At 72.2% G+C, this 16,714-nt stretch carries 12 protein-coding genes and 1 tRNA gene; 11 read left to right on the top strand and 2 right to left on the bottom strand.

Annotated features, from left to right (window positions below; genetic code table 11):
- Window positions 1–210: 210 nt before the first annotated feature.
- The 4 genes from ABH940_RS34395 (at window position 211) to ABH940_RS34380 (ending at window position 6,625) form a co-directional block, all read left to right on the top strand.
- Entirely contained in the window at window positions 211–1,062 is an 852-nt protein-coding gene (locus ABH940_RS34395) for a xanthine dehydrogenase family protein subunit M (protein ID WP_370067970.1), read from the top strand.
- Window positions 1,059–3,020, top strand: coding sequence for a (2Fe-2S)-binding protein (locus tag ABH940_RS34390; RefSeq protein ID WP_370107074.1), 1,962 nt, complete (start codon window positions 1,059–1,061; stop codon window positions 3,018–3,020). Before ABH940_RS34395 ends, ABH940_RS34390 begins: the two co-directional genes overlap by 4 nt.
- A 128-nt stretch (window positions 3,021–3,148) precedes the next feature.
- On the top strand, window positions 3,149–5,479 hold the full coding sequence (locus ABH940_RS34385; RefSeq protein ID WP_370067968.1) for a xanthine dehydrogenase family protein molybdopterin-binding subunit: 2,331 nt from the start codon (window positions 3,149–3,151) through the stop codon (window positions 5,477–5,479).
- Between the two features lie 243 nt (window positions 5,480–5,722).
- Window positions 5,723–6,625, top strand: a complete 903-nt coding sequence (locus ABH940_RS34380) for a hypothetical protein (RefSeq protein WP_370067901.1) — start codon at window positions 5,723–5,725, stop codon at window positions 6,623–6,625.
- Window positions 6,626–6,633: 8 nt separating this feature from the next.
- Here ABH940_RS34380 and ABH940_RS34375 read toward each other — a convergent pair.
- Window positions 6,634–6,705: transfer RNA gene (locus tag ABH940_RS34375), tRNA-Cys, on the bottom strand.
- 146 nt (window positions 6,706–6,851) lie between these two features.
- On the opposite strand from ABH940_RS34375, the gene ABH940_RS34370 reads away from it, so the two are divergent.
- From ABH940_RS34370 to ABH940_RS34360, 3 genes are all read left to right on the top strand, one after another.
- On the top strand, window positions 6,852–8,234 hold the full coding sequence (locus tag ABH940_RS34370) for an MFS transporter (protein ID WP_370067899.1): 1,383 nt from the start codon (window positions 6,852–6,854) through the stop codon (window positions 8,232–8,234).
- Between the two features lie 220 nt (window positions 8,235–8,454).
- Window positions 8,455–10,248 (top strand): DEAD/DEAH box helicase, encoded by a 1,794-nt coding sequence (locus tag ABH940_RS34365; RefSeq protein ID WP_370107072.1) that lies wholly within the window; start codon window positions 8,455–8,457, stop codon window positions 10,246–10,248.
- Window positions 10,249–10,407: 159 nt separating this feature from the next.
- The gene (locus ABH940_RS34360) at window positions 10,408–11,844 is read left to right on the top strand and encodes a sensor histidine kinase (RefSeq protein WP_370067895.1); all 1,437 of its coding nucleotides are present in this window, start codon (window positions 10,408–10,410) and stop codon (window positions 11,842–11,844) included.
- A 26-nt stretch (window positions 11,845–11,870) separates the two neighbouring features.
- On the opposite strand, the gene ABH940_RS34355 is transcribed toward ABH940_RS34360, so the two are convergent.
- Entirely contained in the window at window positions 11,871–12,299 is a 429-nt protein-coding gene (locus ABH940_RS34355) for an SsgA family sporulation/cell division regulator (RefSeq protein ID WP_370067893.1), read from the bottom strand.
- Between the two features lie 299 nt (window positions 12,300–12,598).
- On the opposite strand from ABH940_RS34355, the gene ABH940_RS34350 reads away from it, so the two are divergent.
- The 4 genes from ABH940_RS34350 (at window position 12,599) to hppD (ending at window position 16,597) form a co-directional block, all read left to right on the top strand.
- A complete protein-coding gene (locus ABH940_RS34350) occupies window positions 12,599–13,075 on the top strand; it encodes a response regulator transcription factor (protein WP_370107069.1) in 477 nt (158 codons plus the stop codon).
- A gap of 602 nt (window positions 13,076–13,677) precedes the next feature.
- Window positions 13,678–14,331 (top strand): IclR family transcriptional regulator, encoded by a 654-nt coding sequence (locus tag ABH940_RS34345; protein ID WP_370067889.1) that lies wholly within the window; start codon window positions 13,678–13,680, stop codon window positions 14,329–14,331.
- A 130-nt stretch (window positions 14,332–14,461) separates the two neighbouring features.
- Complete coding sequence (locus ABH940_RS34340; protein ID WP_370067887.1) at window positions 14,462–15,280, top strand: S16 family serine protease; 819 nt, start codon at window positions 14,462–14,464, stop codon at window positions 15,278–15,280.
- Between the two features lie 201 nt (window positions 15,281–15,481).
- Window positions 15,482–16,597, top strand: a complete 1,116-nt coding sequence (hppD, locus tag ABH940_RS34335; protein WP_370067885.1) for a 4-hydroxyphenylpyruvate dioxygenase — start codon at window positions 15,482–15,484, stop codon at window positions 16,595–16,597.
- Window positions 16,598–16,714 lie beyond the last annotated feature (117 nt).

Genomic DNA, 16,714 nt, shown 5'->3' with positions numbered 1-16,714 from the left:
TGACCGCTTCGGGCCGGGACGCGCCATGGGTCACCCTCGGGCGGGACCGGGGGTGACCCGTCACCTCACGTTGACCCGCGTGTGCCAGAGTGGTGCCCCACGCCGCCACGAGGAGGGTGCGCAGCAGGTGCGTTTGCACGTACCGTACGGCCAGGAGGGTGGCGGTGTGAGCAGCCCGAGCACGGTGGGACACGAGTGAACCAGACGATCATGCTCCCGGCCTCGCTGGACGAGGCCGTCGGCGCGGTGGCGGCCTCGCCCGGCGCGGTTCCCGTCGCGGGCGGGACCGACCTGATGGGCGCCGTCAACGCCGGTCTGCTGCGCCCGATGGCGCTGCTCGGACTGGGGCGGATCTCCGAGCTCAGAGGCTGGCAGTACCAGGACGGCGCGGCGCTGCTCGGCGCCGGACTGACCCACGCGCGCATGGCCCGTCCCGACTTCGCCGCGCTGATCCCGGCGTTGGCCGAGGCGGCGGGTACCGTCGGCCCGCCGCAGGTGCGCAACGTCGGCACGCTGGGCGGCAACGTCGTCAGCGCCCATCCGGCCGGGGACACCCTGCCGGTGCTGGCCGCACTGGAGGCCACCCTCACCCTGATCGGCGCGGACGGGGCGCGCGAGGTGGCGGTCAGTCATCTGCTGACCGGCCTGGACCCGTTGCGTTCGGGCGAGTTGCTGGCTTTTGTCCGAGTTCCGCTGCTCCATGCACCCCAGGTTTTCCTGAAGTCCACCGGCCGGACGGGTCCCGCTCGCGCGGCGGCGTCCGTCGCGCTCGTGCTGGACCCGGCCCGGCGCGCGGTGCGCTGCGCGGTCGGCGCGGTCGCGCCGGTCCCGCTGCGGCCGCTGGAGGCCGAGCAGTGGGTGGCCGGCTGCATCGACTGGGACGGCGAACGCACCGTCGACCCGGGGGTGGCCGCCGCGTTCGGCGAGTACGTGGCCTCCGCCTGCGTCCCGGACGCCGAGGGCGAGTCGGCCCTGCCGGCCAACCCCGACCCTGCGGCCCAGCGCCTGCGGCGTACTGTGTCCGTACTGGCCCGCCGCGCACTCGGGAGGGCGCTGACGTGACGGACTATCTGACAACCCCGGTGGGGTCCGGCGACGACTCGCCGCGCGCCTCGTACACACTCCGGGTCAACGGGATCGAGCGCCCGGTCGCGGACGCCTGGATCGGCGAGAGCCTGCTCTACGTGCTGCGCGAGCGGCTCGGTCTGGCCGGGGCCAAGAGCGGTTGCGACCAGGGCGAGTGCGGTGCCTGCTCGGTGCAGGTGGACGGCCAGTTGACGGCCGCGTGCCTGGTCCCGGCGGCACTGGCGGCGGGCGTGGAGGTCCGTACCGTCGAGGGGCTGGCCGAGGAGGGCGTCCCGTCCGACGTGCAGCAGGCGCTGGCCGAGAGCGGCGCGGTCCAGTGCGGATTCTGCGCCCCCGGCCTGGCCATGGCCGTGCACGACCTGCTGGAGCGCAACCACCACCCGAGCGAGCTGGAGTCCCGGCAGGCCCTGTGCGGCAACCTCTGCCGCTGCACCGGCTACCAGGGCGCGTTGGCGGCCGTCCGCACCTGCGCGAAGTCACGGGCCGAGGCGGCGGAGGAGGATTCGCCGGAGACGGCGACGACCGGCGGCGATTCCGGCTTCTTCGGCGACGGACCGGTCGAGGGCGTGGTCGAAGCGGCCTCGCCGGTCGAGGAGCTGGTCCCGCTCCCGATCCCGGAGTCGATGCCCGAACCGCCCGTGCCGTCCACCGCCGAGGCGGAGTACGCGGCGCCGGAGTACCCGGGCTACGGGGACGCGGGCGCCGGGTATCCGGCTGCCGGGTACACCGGCGCGGAGTACAGAGCCGGCGAGTACGCAGCCACCGAGTACCCGGGCTATGGGGAGGCGGGTGCCGAGTACGCCGCCGGGGCCGAGTACACCGGCGCGGAGTACGCCGCCGCCGAGTATGCGGAGCCGGCGTACGGCGACGCGGACGGCGAGGCGGAACTCCCGGTCTACGTCGACGCCGACGTGCACGCCGAAGTGCACGCGGACGTCCCGGCGCAGCACGGCGGCTACGACCAGGCGACGTACCAGGGGGCCGGCCAGGACGGCTACGGCTACGAGGGCTACGGCGAGACCTACCAGGACGTCGGCCAGGGCGGCCAGGGTGGACAGGGCAGCCACAGCGGTCACAGTGGTCACGGCGACGGCGTGTACGGCGGCGACGGGCACGTCGGCCAAGCCCCGTACCAGGGAGGTCCGTTCGCAGCTCCGTTCCCCGGCCGGGCCGACGGCCCGGACGCACGCGGCGCGGCCGGAGCACTGCGCACTCCCGGACAGGCCTCCGCTCCGGCGGAGGAGAACTTCCAGGCCGGTGAGGCGGAGGGTGGCGCACGGCGTGTGGGCGCGGTCCTCGGCGCCGGGCTGATGGCCAAGGGCATCGCCGACCGCCAGCGCGCGGCGGGTGCCGACAGTCAGGGCCTCGGCACTCACGGCCTCGACGCTCAAGGCCCCGAGGACACCGGCGCGTTCGGCGCGTTCGCGGGCCTGAACCCCGACAGCACGGGCGCCTTCCGGATCGACGTCCAGCGCGGCGAGCCGACCGACGGTGCAGCCGGCGCGGTCGCCGTGGACGCGCCCCCGGCACCGGCGGCCACCCGGACCGAGGCCTACGAGCAGTACCCGGCCGGGGAGTTCGACACCGGACAGTTCCACGTCGGCCAGTTCGACACGGGGACGTTCGACGCGAGCGCGTTCCAAGCGGGCCACTTCGAGCCCGGTCACGTCGACACCGGCTCGTTCGCGACCGGTCACTTCGAGGCGGGCACGTTCGAGACAGGCCAGTTCCCGACCGGCCAGTACGACGCGGCCGCGTACCAGACGGGCCAGTTCGACACGAGTCACCTCGACACGAGTCACCTCGGCACCGGGCACCTGGACACCGGCCAGTTCCCGGCCGACGAGTTCGGTGCGCACGGGCCCGGCGCGCCCGACCCGGCCGCCGGCATGTACGTCCTGCCCCACCAGCACGGCCAGGAGAGCGGTTCGTGACCACCCCCTCCACTCCGTCCGGCACCGGCGGCACCGCCGGGACCGGCGAGGAGACGCTGACCAACCTCACCACCGTCCCCGCGGGCGCGCCCGGCAGCGCGACCGGCGGGGCGATCGGCAGCCTGCTGATCACCCCGGCGGCCACCGCGGCCGTGGCGGCGGGTGCCCAGCCGGACGCCGCCGAGGCGCCCAAGCCACCGACGGGCATCGGGGTGTCGCCCGTGCGCGAGGACGCCGCCGCCAAGGCGATGGGCGTCTTCCCCTTCGCCGCCGACCTCTGGGCCGAGGGCCTGCTCTGGGGGGCGCTCGCGCGCTCGCCGTACGCGCACGCGCGGATCAAGAGCATCGACACCGGCCCCGCTCTCGCCGTCCCCGGCGTCTACGCGGTGCTGACCGCGGACGACCTCCCGGCCGGTCCGGACGGCAGTCGCAACGGTGCGCCCACCGGTCCCGTCGTCGCCGACCGACCGGTGCTCGCCGCCGACGTGGTCCGGCACCACGGCGAGCCGTACGCCGCCGTCGCCGCCGACCACCCGGACACCGCGCGGCTGGCCGCCGCCGCGATCCTGGTCGAGTGGGAGCCGCTGCCCGCGCTGACCGACCCGGACCAGGCGTTCCAGGCCCCGCCGCTGCACCCGGACGGCAACATCTTCCGCCAGCTGCCGATCCGCTTCGGAGACCCGGACGTCGTCGGCGAGGTCGTCATCGAGGGCATGTACCAGGTGGGCCGTCAGGACCCGGCGCCCATCGGAGCGGAGGCCGGGCTGGCGGTGCCGCGCCCCGACGGCGGGGTCGAGCTGCACGTCGCCTCGACCGACCCGCACGGCGACCGGGACCGCGCCGCCGCCTGCCTCGGCATCGAGCCGGATCGCGTGCGCCTGGTCGTCAGCGGCATCCCGGGTGCCACCACCGACCGCGACGACCTCGGCTTCCAGTCCATGCTGGCCCTGCTGGCGATCCGCACCGGTCATCCGGTCAAGATGGCGCTGACCCGTGAGGAGTCCTTCCTCACCCACCCGCACCGCCACCCGGCGCTGCTGCGCTACCGCCACCACGCCGACGCCGAGGGCCGCCTGGTCAAGGTCGAGGCGCAGATCCTGCTGGACGGCGGCGCCTACGCGGACGTCTCCAGCGAGGTGCTGGCCGCTGCGGCGGCGATGGCGGCCGGGCCGTACGTCGTCCCGCACGTCTTCGTCGACGCCTGGGCGGTGCGCACCAACAACCCGCCCGCCGGGCGGATGCGCGGCGAGGGCGCGCTGCAGGTCTGCTTCGCCTACGAGTCGCAGCTGGACCGCCTCGCGGCGGCGCTCGACCTGACGCCGCTGGAGATCCGCCGCCGCAACGTCATGGCCACCGGGGATCTGATGCCCACCGGCCAGGCCGTCACCTGCCCCGCGCCGGTGCGCGAGCTGCTCGACGCCGTCGCGGACGAGCCGCTCCCGCCGTTGCCGGTGGACCAGCCGGACGCGGAGTGGCTGCTCCCTGAAGGCCCCTGCGGCGCAGGCGACCCGGCCGCCGTGCGGCGCGGGATCGGCTACGCGGTCGGCATGGTGCACATGCTCGGCATCGAGGGCACGGACGAGGTCGCCACGGCGTCGGTCCGGGTCACCGGCTCGCAGGCCTCCGTCATCTGTGCGGCGGTCGACCCCGGCTCCGGCTTCGCGACGCTGGCCAAGCAGATCGTCCAGGAGATCCTGGGGGTCGAGGAGGTCTACATCGCCCCGGTCGACACCGACCAGCCGGCGACGGGGCCGTCCGCGCGCGGGCGGCAGACGTGGGTGGCTGGCGGCGCGGTCGAGCGGGCGGCGCTGATGGTGCGTCAGCAACTGCTCCAGCCGTTGGCGGCGCGGTTCGCCATGTCGCCGGAGCTGCTCAGCATCAAGGACGGCCGGATCACCTCCTACGACGGCGTCCTCGGCATGTCGGTCCTGGAGGCGCTGGAGGGCAAGGACCTGTGGGCGACGGCCCAATGCCGCCCCCACCCGACCGAGCCGCTGAACCCGGAGACGGGCCAGGGCGACGCGTTCGTCAGCATCGGCTTCTGCGCGATGCGGGCCGTTGTGGACGTCGACATCGAGCTGGGCACGGTCCGGGTCGTCGAGGTCACCGCGGCCCAGGACGTCGGCCGGGCACTGAACCCGAGCCAGATCGAGTCCCGCATCGAGGCGGGCGTGACGCAGGGCCTGGGACTCGCCCTGATGGAGGAGCTGGCGGTCGGCGACGGCCGCCTGCTGGCCCCGTCCTTCGTCGGCTACCGCCTGCCGACCGCGTTGGACGCCCCGGAGATCCGCGTGGCCGCGCTGATCGAGGACCACGACGTCGTCGCCCCGTTCGGCGCGAAGGCGGTCGGCGCGGCGAGCGCGGTCGTCGCCCCGGCGGCGGTGGCCTCGGCGGTACGGGCGGCGACGGGGATGGCGGTTACGCGGCTGCCGATCCGCCCGGAGGACGTCTGGGTGTAGCGGGTCCTCAGGGGCGCGGGTCCCTGGAGGAAGCTGCAACTACCTCTTATCGCATTTGTGATCCGGTGCTCATCGCCCTCTCATGCCGGACATGCACGGTGTTTCTGTAGTCAACGGACGACGGGAGCACCACCATGATCCTCACAGCAGCAACCAAGCGCCCGGGTGAGGCACCCCTGCGGCGGCTCGCGCCCAGCGGCGGGACCGTCGTGGTCGCCGTGGCCGCGCGGAAGAAGTAGCCACATGACCGTCGCGACCCTCCCGCACCGGGTGACCCTGCCGCGGCTGCTCGCCGTGGACGCGGTGGACGGGCCCGTGCCCTGCGTGGACGACCTGCCGGGGCTGCTCGGTGAGGCCGGACTGGACGGGCTCGGACTCGCGGTGACGCGGCCCGCGCGCGGTGTCGTCGTGGTCGCTCGGGACGGCGACCCGGCCTGTCACAACAACGAGACGCTGCTGCGGCGCTCCCCGCTCCTGGTCGACGAGGGCCTGCACCACGTCACCGCCGCGCTGCACCGGACCGCCGCCGCGCCCGTCCTCGCCCTCCCCGCCGAGGCGCTCGCGCAGATCGCGCTGCTGGCGCGGTACGGCGCGGCCTGGTTCCGGGCGGTCGGCACGCCGGACGCGCCGGGAAGCGTGCTCTGCACCGTGCACGCCGGGGAGACCCTGCCGCAGGTGGTCGAGACGGCGGTCGGGACGCCCGTGCGGACACTCCTCGGGGCGTCGGCGCGCAACGCCCAGGCCGTTCTGGTGGGCGGCTCGCGCGGGACCTGGGTCGCCACGGAGCGGGCCCTGGCCGCGCGCTGGGAGACGGGAAGCCTCGGCGTGCCGGTGGGTGAGCCGCGCGTGCTGACCGCGTTCCCGCAGGGCCGCTGCGGGGTGGACGAGACGCTGCGGCTGCTGCGGCTCCAGGAGCGGAGCTGCCGCGTCGACCTGACCCGGATTGTCGGCGCACTCGCCGACCTGACCCGGCCGACCGCGTTCGACGCGGTGGTGCGCTGGTCGACCCAGTCGCACGCGCGCGGCCACTGCCGTCACGCCGTCGACGCGGCGCGGCTGTTGCGCAGCGCGCTGGCGGTCTTCCCGCAGGAGTTCGAGGCGCATGCCGCAGGGCGTTGCGGCGCGTCGGTACAGCCGTCTCGCTGACGGCGCAGAGCCCATGACCGGAATCGAACCGGCGTAAACCGCTTTGCAGGCGGTTCCCTCAACCACTCGGGCACACGGGCGAGTTGTGCTTGCGAGAAAGACGTTACGGGGCTGCTCCAGCGGAGGTCGACGGTTATGCCGCAGTGTTCACAGGGGGACGGGCGACCGTGATCCTGCGCAACATTTGACAGGGGTGCTTTGGGGATCCACCCCTTACACTCGATCGGTGACCACCCTCGACCGCGCCACCGACGCCAACCGTGCTGACGACGCCGACGGCTCCGTCGGGATCCTGACGCGGCCGTACCGGATGCTCACCGTGGGCATCGTCGCCTGCGTCCTGCTGATCGCCTTCGAGGCGACCGCCGTCAACACGGCCATGCCGGTCGCGGCCCGGGCACTCCACGGCGTCGGGCTCTACGCCTTCGCCTTCTCCGGCTTCTTCACCGCGAGCCTGCTCGCGATGGTGGTCTCGGGGGAGTGGTGCGACAAGCGCGGACCGCTGACGCCGCTCGGCGCGGGGATCGGGATCTTCGGGGCCGGGCTGGTGGTGGCCGGGACCGCCACGTCCATGTGGACCTTCGTCAGCGGCCGGGTGATCCAGGGCCTCGGCGGCGGGCTGGTGATCGTCGCGCTCTACGTGGTTGTCGGACGCCGCTATCCGGAGCGGCTGCAGCCCAAGGTGCTGGCGGCCTTCGCCGCGTCCTGGGTGCTGCCGTCGGTGGTCGGGCCGCTGGTGTCCGGGGCGGTGACGCAGCATCTGGGCTGGCGCTGGGTCTTCCTGTCCATCCCGGTGCTGATCGTCGCGCCGCTGGTGCTGATGCTGCCGCAGCTGCGCGGCCTCGAGTCGGGGGACAAGGCGGGGCAGCCGCTGGACCGGCGCCGGATTCGGCTGGCCTTCGCGCTGGCCGCGGGCGCGGGGGTGCTGGAGTACGCCGGGCAGCGGCTGACCCTGTGGTCGTTGGTGTACGCCGCGGTGGGTGCGGCGTTGCTGGTGCCGTCCGCGCTGCGGCTGCTGCCGCGCGGGACCTTCCGGGCCGGGCGCGGGCTGCCGACGGTGATCCTGCTGCGCGGGATCGCGGCGGGCGCGTTCATCTCGGCGGAGGCGTTCGTCCCACTGATGCTGGTCACCCAGCACCACTACTCGCCGACCCTGGCCGGGCTCTCGCTCGCGGGCGGCGGCATCGCCTGGGCCTTCGGGTCCTGGCTGCAGGGTCGGCCTTGGGCGGAGCGGCACCGGGTCACCCTGGTCCGGTGCGGGTTGGGCGCGGCGGCGGTGGCCGTCGCGGGCGTCGCCGTCGCGGCGCAGCCGTCCGCGCCGGGGCTGTTGGTCGCCGGGTCCTGGGTGCTGGGCGGCCTCGGCATGGGGCTGGCGATCGCCACGATCAGCGTGCTGATGTTCCAGCTCTCCGCGCCGGAGGAGACCGGCGCCAACTCGGCGGCACTGCAGGTCGGCGACGCCCTGGGCAACATCCTCTGCACGGCCCTCGCCGGGCTCCTCTTCACCGCGCTCGGTACGGGCTCCACCCCGGCCTTCACGGCGGTCTTCGTCGCGATGACCGCCATCGCCACGGCGGGCGCGCTGCTCGCCGGTCGCGCGGCGGAGTGATCGAGGCAAGGAGGCACAGCCCCGCGCCCCTGGGTGTTGCAACTACCCGCGGTGGCCTCCGCCTCTGCCGAAGAGGTGGCCGACATCGCACGCCGACTGCGCGAGCTCCACGAGTCCGAACCGCCGCGCCGGTAAGCTTGCCGGGTTGTCGGACCGAGGGCCTGGGGTGGATCGGGCGGGTGCCGGCAGTCCTGACCAGCCGCCTACCCCGTCGGAGACCGTGAGTACCGCCGCCTCTTCCCATGCGTCGCACCATCTGTCCCCCGCCTTCCCCGGCCGTGCGCCCTGGGGTACGGCAGGCAAACTGCGTGCCTGGCAGCAGGCCGCGATGGAGAAGTACGTCGAGCAGCAGCCGCGCGACTTCCTCGCGGTGGCCACGCCCGGCGCAGGCAAGACCACGTTCGCGCTGACGCTCGCGTCGTACCTGCTCCACAACCATGTGGTGCAGCAGCTGACCGTCGTCGCGCCGACCGAGCATCTGAAGAAGCAGTGGGCCGAGGCAGCCGCCCGGATAGGGATCAGGCTGGACCCGGCCTACAGCAGCGGTCCGCTGCCGCGTGACTACGACGGCGTCGTCATCACCTACGCGGGTGTCGGCGTCAACCCGATGCTGCACCGGAACCGGGCCGAGAACCGCAAGACGCTGGTGATCCTCGACGAGATCCACCACGCGGGCGACTCCAAATCCTGGGGCGAGGCCTGCCTGGAGGCGTTCGAGCCGGCCACCCGGCGGCTCGCGCTGACCGGTACGCCGTTCCGGTCCGACACCAACCCGATCCCGTTCGTCACGTACGCGGCCGGCGGCGACGGCATCCGCCGCAGCCTCGCCGACTACACCTACGGCTACGGCAACGCGCTGGCGGACCACGTCGTCCGTCCGGTGATCTTCCTCTCCTACAGCGGCAACATGCGCTGGCGCACCAAGGCCGGTGACGAGGTCGCGGCCCGGCTCGGTGAGCCGACGACCAAGGACGCCATCGCCCAGGCCTGGCGCACGGCGCTCTCGCCGCTCGGCGAGTGGATGCCCAACGTGCTGAAGGCCGCCGACGTCCGGCTGACCGAGGTGCGCAAGTCCATCCCGGACGCGGGCGCGCTGGTGATCGCCTCCGACCAGGAGTCGGCCCGCGCCTACGCCAAGATGATCCGCGAGATCACCGGTGAGGGCGCCACCCTGGTCCTCTCCGACGAGGCGGAGGCCTCCCAGCGGATCACCGACTTCTCCCAGGGCACCTCGCGCTGGATGGTCGCGGTCCGCATGGTGTCCGAGGGCGTCGACGTGCCCCGGCTCGCCGTGGGCGTCTACGCCACCTCGATCTCCACGCCGCTCTTCTTCGCCCAGGCCGTCGGCCGATTCGTGCGTGCCCGCAAGCGTGGTGAGACCGCGTCGGTCTTCCTGCCCACCGTGCCGACGCTGATGAGCTTCGCCAACGAGATGGAGGTCCAGCGCGACCACATCCTCGACCGGCAGAAGAAGAACGAGGACGGCCTCTTCTCCGAGGAGGACGCGCTGCTCGCCGAGGCCGAGAAGACCAAGGACGAGGCCGACGGCGGCCTCGACGAGATGGCCTGGGAGGCGCTGGAGTCCGACGCCGTCTTCGACCGCGTCCTGTACGAGGGCGCCGAGTTCGGCATGCAGGCGCATGCAGGCTCCGAGGACGAGTCGGAGTACCTCGGCATCCCGGGCCTGCTGGAGCCGGACCAGGTGCGGCTGTTGCTGCAGCGCCGGCAGACCCGGCAGATCCAGCGCAGCAAGACCAAGCCCGCCGAGGAGGCGGACCTGCTGGAGATGCCGGCCGAGGACCGTCCGGTGGTCACCCACCAGCAGTTGATGGAACTGCGCAAGGAGTTGAACGGCCTGGTCGGCGCCTGGCACCACCGCACCGGCCAGCCGCACGGCACCATCCACAACGAGCTGCGCCGGATCTGCGGCGGTCCGCTCACCGCCCAGGCGTCGGCGAACCAACTCCAGACACGGATCGGAAAGATCCGCGAATGGGCGACGAAGATCGATTGACGTCGAAGTAGGCTGTACAACCGTCGGGGTATGCCGAACAGGCAGGTCCGCGCGGTCGCACCCGGCGCACGGGCCCATGCTGCGCTGCCCGAACTCCGCACAGCTGTAGGTGAGTACGCGTCAGGTGTGACGGGCGCGACCCGGCGAAGGGGGGACAGGGTGTCGCAGGCAGCCATGGTGTGGGACCGGGCCCGTCGTCGCCTCCTCCGGACGGGACGCGGGCTGCTGGCGCCGGTGCACCTGGTCGTGCTCTCCCTGCTGGTGGCACTCACCCTGCAGGTCCGGCTCCGGGACGGGACCTGCCCCCACGGGCTCCTGCTCAGTCTGGTCTTCGCGGCCGTCTACGCCCTGGCGCCGGAGGTCTGCCGGCGCAGCGGCGCGGACGCCGGACGCTGGATCCCGGCCCGGGAGGTCTGTCAGGAGGCGGTGCTCTGGCTGATCGCCCTGACCGCGCTCTGGCTCGCCCTGACCGTGGTGCGGATGGAGTACGAGACCCTGGTCGCGCCGCTCTACTTCGTCTACCTGCTGGTCCTGCCGGCCCGCCCGGTCTACGTCATCGGCGGGCTGACGGCCGCGGCCTTCGTGATGCGCACGCTGGCCCACGGCGCCAACGGCTCCCTGCCCATGCTCGGGCTGCTGGTCGGCGCCGGGATGGCGCTCGGGCTGGCCCGAAGCCTGATGCAGATCCGGCTGCTGAAGCTCCGTGACCGGGCCCTGGTCGCGGAGTTGCGCCGGGTCCACGGGGACAGTCAGGCGCGTCACGACGAGGGCCGTGTCGACGGCCGCGAGGAGGGCCGGGTCGAGGAGCGCGGCCGGATGGCCCAGGACATCCACGACACCGTGGCCCAGGAACTCTCCGCCGTGGCGATGCTGCTCAAGGCGGCGGACGAGTCGCTGCCGCCCGCCGAGCAGGTCGAGAAGGCCCGTACCAGGCTGCGGGCGGCAGCGACGATCAACTCGGTGGCGCTGGGTCAGGCCCGCGACATGGTCCACGGCATCGCCTACAGCGAGTTGGGCGAGGGTGGTCTGCCCGCCGCCGTCGGGCGCTACGTCGCGTTGGTACGGCGGAGCCTGGCCGCCTCGGAGCAGGCCTGGGGGAGCGCGGCCCGAAGTCGCGCGCCGCGGGTGGACTGCCTGGTGCTCGGCACGCCGTTCCGGCTGTCACCGACGCGGGAGAGCGCGATGCTGCGGGTGACCCAGGAGGCGGTCAACAACGCGCTCCGGCACGCCTGGGCGACGCGGGTCGACGTGACGCTCCGGTACGCGGACGGAGAGCTGACCCTGGAGGTCCGCGACAACGGAGTGGGCCTGCCGCCCGGCCTGGTGGCCGGCGCCACGCGGCCCTCGCGTGAGGTCCACGCGGCGGGCGAGGTCCACGCGACGGGTGAGGTCCACGCGGTGGGCGCGACGGGCGCGAAGTGCCCCAGGACGGCGGGGGTTGACCTCGAGGAGGCCGTGGGCGTCGGACTCGGCGCGATGCGGGACCGGGTCCGACGGGCAGGAGGGGAGTTGGCGCTCTCCTCCTGCGTCGGCATCGGCACCGTGGTGTCGGTCAGCCTGCCTCAAGGAGCCTTCGCGCCACGGCTGCTGGCGTAGGCGCTCAGGCAGGGGCGCAGGCCGGGCTACTGGTGCAACTCGGCGCCGGAGCCGAGCAGGCGAGCGATGCCCTGGTCCAGCCACTCCTCCGGGAACTCGTCGCCGAAGGGCGCGATCAGGTCGGTCCGGAGCAGGAAGGCGTGCAACGCGGCCAGCGGGGCCAGGAGTTCGGCCTCACCGTCCGGCGAGCGCAGGGCGATCGAGACCAGATCCTGGTCGAGCCACTCGACCGGCCGCACCTGGATGTCGCCGTCTCCCGCGACGTCGCTCAGACCGTCCAGCAGCAGTTCCCGCGAGATGGTCCAGGAGACCGGATCGTCGCCCGGGAGGAGGAACGTCAGGCCCACCGCCCAGGGGGTGGAGCGCTCGAAGGTCAGCCGGACGGGGACCTGGAAACTGATGTCTGAACGGGTCGCCAGTTCCATGATGATCTGGCCGCGCAGCGTGCTGTTCATAAGTGAGAGTCCGTACCTTTCGGTGGGTGCCGGACGGATTCCCCCCGTCGTGCAACCCGGTGGTGTGCATGAACCAATGCGCTTGAACATGACCACGATCATTACTGATCGGTCACAACCGGTTCATCCCCGTTCCATCGGCATCAAATCGATCTGAATGGGTGCAGAAAAACCAACCGATCGAACCTGGACAGAGAGCGCGAAGAACTGGTAAGTGGCCGAAAGTAACCATTCCGCCCGGCTGAAGGTGCGTGCCCCCTACACTGGTCCCGAAACCAGGGCGAGGAGTTGATGCGGAAGTGGCAGTTCGCGGTCCGGACGCCGACGCCCGTGTGCGCGTCCTGGTTGTCGACGACCACCCCGCCATTCGGCTCGGTCTGCGGGTGTTGATCGAGGATCAGTACGACATGCACCTCGTCGCCGAGACGGGGATCGCCGCCGAGGCGTTCGCCCTCGTGGAGCGTGCCGCCGCACCCGAGGGCCGCGTGGACGTCGTGCTGCTCGACCTCGACCTCGGCCAGGGCACCGCCACCGGGCTCGACTTGGTCCGGCGGATGGACGCGCTGCCCGAACCCCCCGCTGTGCTGGTCTTCAGTGCCCACAGCGGTGACCCCGACATCTTCGCGGCCATCGACGCCGGTGCGGTCGGCTTCCTGGGCAAGGAGACCGACCCGGAGGCCCTGCTGGCCGGTGTCCGGGCCGCTGCGCGCGGTGAGACGGTCCTCGGCGCGGCCGTGGCCACCGCCGTACGCGAAGGCCTGCTCCGCCTCGGCTAGAACAGCCAAGCAATACACGGTTTTTGTCGTTGTGTCAGTTCGTACTCGGCATGGCTGGACCGTCGGTCGACAGCCAGGGGCCGGGGTGGGGATCCCCCGGCCGATTCCCCGAATCCCCGATTGCCTGATCCGTCAGGGGTCGGCGCATCCCTCCTGTTTCCGATCCACGGAGTGAGATTCTCCGTCGAATCATCACCGTTCTTACCGGGGGGTCGTCCGCGGAATTCGTCGGGACTCGGATGAGCGGCCTTTCCGAATGCGGTGATCGCGATGTGGTGATCGTGTTGCGCCGCGTGGTGCCGGGCGGCGGCGCGGGCGTCGGGAGTGACGCCTGGGGGGTGAAGTACCCAACGTGGCACGGGCGATCGGCGTGGCAGGGGTGCCGCGGAGGTGCGCGGGCGGGGCGGTCTCGCAGGCCGGAGCCCGGGCGTCGGGCGGGTCTCCGTTTGGGGAGCTTTGCCCAATTCTCGTCCCTTTTTGGATAACGAATGGTGACCGAAATCTGGACAGGGCCTTCCGCACAGCGGTGCATCGTCATTAAGTTCCTCGCACCCGCCGACGGACGTCCGGTGGAACCGAATCCCCGGAAGGAGGCACGCAGCGTGACCGCAGAGACCTCACAGACGCTCGACCGCGGCGTTCGTGTCCTCAAACTGCTGGCGGATTCGGAGCGCGGCCTGACCGTCACCGAGCTCGCCGCGCGACTCACGGTCAACCGCACCGTCGTCTACCGCCTGCTGGCCACCTTGGAGCAGCACGGGCTGGTCCGCCGCGACATCGGCGGTCGCGCCCGCGTCGGACTCGGCGTGCTCCGCCTGTCGCACCGCGTCCATCCGCTGCTGCGCGAGGCCGCGCTGCCCGCGCTGCGGAGCCTGGCCGAGGACCTGGGGTCGACCGCGCACCTCACCCTGGTCGACGGGAACGAGGCGCTGGTCGTCGCCGTCGTCGAGCCCAGCTGGACCGACTTCCACGTGGCCTACCGGACCGGCGTCCGCCACGGGCTGGACGACAACGCCGCGGGGCGCGCGATCGTCTCCGCGCGCGGGCTGCGTTACGGCACGCGACCGGATCCGGAGTTCGTCACCACCGTGCCCGAGGACCGCGGCGGCGCTGCGGCGGGTGCGGCGGCCCCACTGTTGGGGCTGAGCGGGATCGAGGGCAGCGTCGGCGTCCTCGTCCTCGGCGAGACCATGCCGGAGCGGCTGGGCGTCCGGGTCGTCGAGGCGGCGACGGAGGTCGCGGAAGCCCTGAGGTGACGCCGAGCCGGCCTGCCGGGGCCCGGCGGAGGCCCTGTGGGGGCCCGGCGGAAGCCCGGTGGTGACTCCGAACGGTGCGAGCGACGTGCCCCTTACGGCCGGGCTTGTCACCTCCGCCTAGAATTCCGGCGTGTCCCCTTATCTGAGCTGGCTCGCTCCGCGGTGGTCGCGGCTCGCGCTCTGCGGTGCCTTCGTCGTCGCCCCGATCGTCGTCGCGACGACCGTGCACCTGCCCTATGCCGTGCTGGAGCCCGGGATCTCGGTGAACACCCTGTCCGGCTACCAGGGGGCCCAGGTGATCACGATCACCGGTCACCCCACCCGGCAGACCGACGGCCAGCTCCGGATGGTCACCATCTCCGCGACCCTGCCCGACTACAGTCCGAGCCTGAGCGAGATCACCCAGGCGTGGTTCGACCCGACCAAGGCCGTCGTCCCGCGCGGTGCGGTCTACGCGGCCGGACAGTCCGTCTCGCAGGTCAACGCGACCAACCAGCAGCAGATGGACCAGTCCCAGCAGTCGGCCACCGCGGCGGCGCTGAACTACCTCGACCTCTCACCGGACAAGGTCAAGGTCTCCCTCAAGCTGGCCGACGTCGGCGGTCCCAGCGCCGGGCTGATGTTCACCCTCGGGATCATCGACGAACTGCACGGCAACGGCAGCGGCAAGCCCGGCGCGGCCGGTGACCTGACCGGCGGTCGGAACATCGCCGGCACCGGCGAGATCACCGACAGCGGCGCCGTCGGCGCGGTCGGCGGCGTCGCGCTCAAGACGCACGCAGCGGCTGCCGACGGGGCGACCGTCTTCCTGGTGCCGACGAGCGAGTGCGGCGATGCCAAGGTCAACACGCCCAAGGGCATGCAGCTGATTCCGGTGAACACGCTGAACCAGGCGATCACGGCACTGGACGCGCTGGAGACCGGCTCGGGCTCCGTTCCGCACTGCTGAGGCGCTCGGCGCGGGTGGTGACGCGCTGCCTGGTGGGGAGTGCTGCTTCAGAATGGAGGCAGGTGCGCACTCTGCACAGCTCGTGCCCCCGGTAGTGGGGTGAGCTGTACAGCTTGCGCAGCGTTGAGGGCCATGGTTGCGCAGCTCGTGGATCGGCGGGACGGTACGCGCATCGGCCTCACCCACCGGAGGTGCACCACCATGAGCAGTCAGACCGACGTCTTCCCGGTCAAGGGAATGGATGCCGTCGTCTTCGCCGTAGGCAACGCCAAGCAGGCCGCGCACTACTACTCCACGGCGTTCGGAATGCGCCTGGTCGCGTACGCCGGCCCGGAGAACGGCGAGCGCGAGACGGCGAGCTATGTCCTGGAGTCGGGCGGCGCCCGTTTCGTGTTCACCTCCGTGATCAAGGAGAGCACCGAGCGCGGCAAGTTCCTGAACCGCCATGTCGCCGAGCACGGCGACGGCGTGATCGACCTCGCGATCGAGGTCCCGGACGCCCGCCACGCCTACGAGCACGCGGTCGCCCACGGCGCGACCGGCCTGGTCGAGCCGCACGAGCTCACCGACGAGCACGGCACGGTGGTGCTGGCGGCCATCGCCACCTACGGCGAGACCCGGCACACGCTGGTCGACCGCAGCCGCTACACCGGCCCGTACCTGCCGGGCTTCACGGCCCGCAAGCCCTTCGTGGCCGCGCCGGAGAAGCGTTTCTTCCAGGCGATCGACCACTGCGTGGGCAACGTCGAGCTCGGCAGGATGAACGAGTGGGTCGAGTTCTACAACAAGGTCATGGGCTTCACGAACATGAAGGAGTTCGTGGGTGACGACATCGCGACCGAGTATTCGGCGCTGATGTCCAAGGTCGTCGCCGACGGCACCCGCAAGGTGAAGTTCCCGCTGAACGAGCCGGCGGTCGCGAAGAAGAAGTCGCAGATCGACGAGTACCTGGAGTTCTACGGCGGCCCCGGTGTGCAGCACATCGCGCTGGCGACGAACGACATCGTCGCGTCGGTGCGGGCGATGCGCGAGGCGGGCGTCGAGTTCCTGGACACCCCGGACGCGTACTACGACACGCTGGGCGAGTGGGTCGGCGACACGCGCGTCCCGCTGGACGAGCTGCGCGAGCTGAAGATCCTGGCGGACCGCGACGAGGACGGCTACCTGCTGCAGATCTTCACCAAGCCGGTCCAGGACCGGCCGACGGTGTTCTTCGAGATGATCGAGCGCCACGGGTCGATGGGCTTCGGCAAGGGCAACTTCAAGGCCCTCTTCCAGGCGATCGAGCGCGAGCAGGAGCTGCGCGGAAACCTGTGAGAGTTCGCTACCGCAGGTAGTCGCACTTTCCTCAGGGGCGCGGGGCTCTGCTGATGTGCGGCTCCGCCCCGTGGGCGCGACAAGCCGAGCATGCGCTCCCGCAGGTGGTTGCACCAT

Origin of the sequence: Streptacidiphilus sp. BW17, assembly GCF_041262485.1 — a bacterium.
Classification (GTDB): Bacteria; Actinomycetota; Actinomycetes; order Streptomycetales; family Streptomycetaceae; genus Streptacidiphilus.
Note: the sequence above shows the minus strand (reverse complement) of the source record. Positions and strands in the feature narration are given on the sequence as shown.

What these genes read in the sequence shown, in the direction of transcription:
- ABH940_RS34395 (WP_370067970.1), top strand. Translation starts at nt 211, where the DNA reads ATGCTCCCGGCCTCGCTGGACGAGGCCGTCGGCGCGGTGGCGGCCTCG.
- ABH940_RS34380 (WP_370067901.1), top strand. Translation starts at nt 5,723, where the DNA reads ATGACCGTCGCGACCCTCCCGCACCGGGTGACCCTGCCGCGGCTGCTC.
- ABH940_RS34355 (WP_370067893.1), bottom strand. Translation starts at nt 12,299, where the DNA reads ATGAACAGCACGCTGCGCGGCCAGATCATCATGGAACTGGCGACCCGT.
- hppD (WP_370067885.1), top strand. Translation starts at nt 15,482, where the DNA reads ATGAGCAGTCAGACCGACGTCTTCCCGGTCAAGGGAATGGATGCCGTC.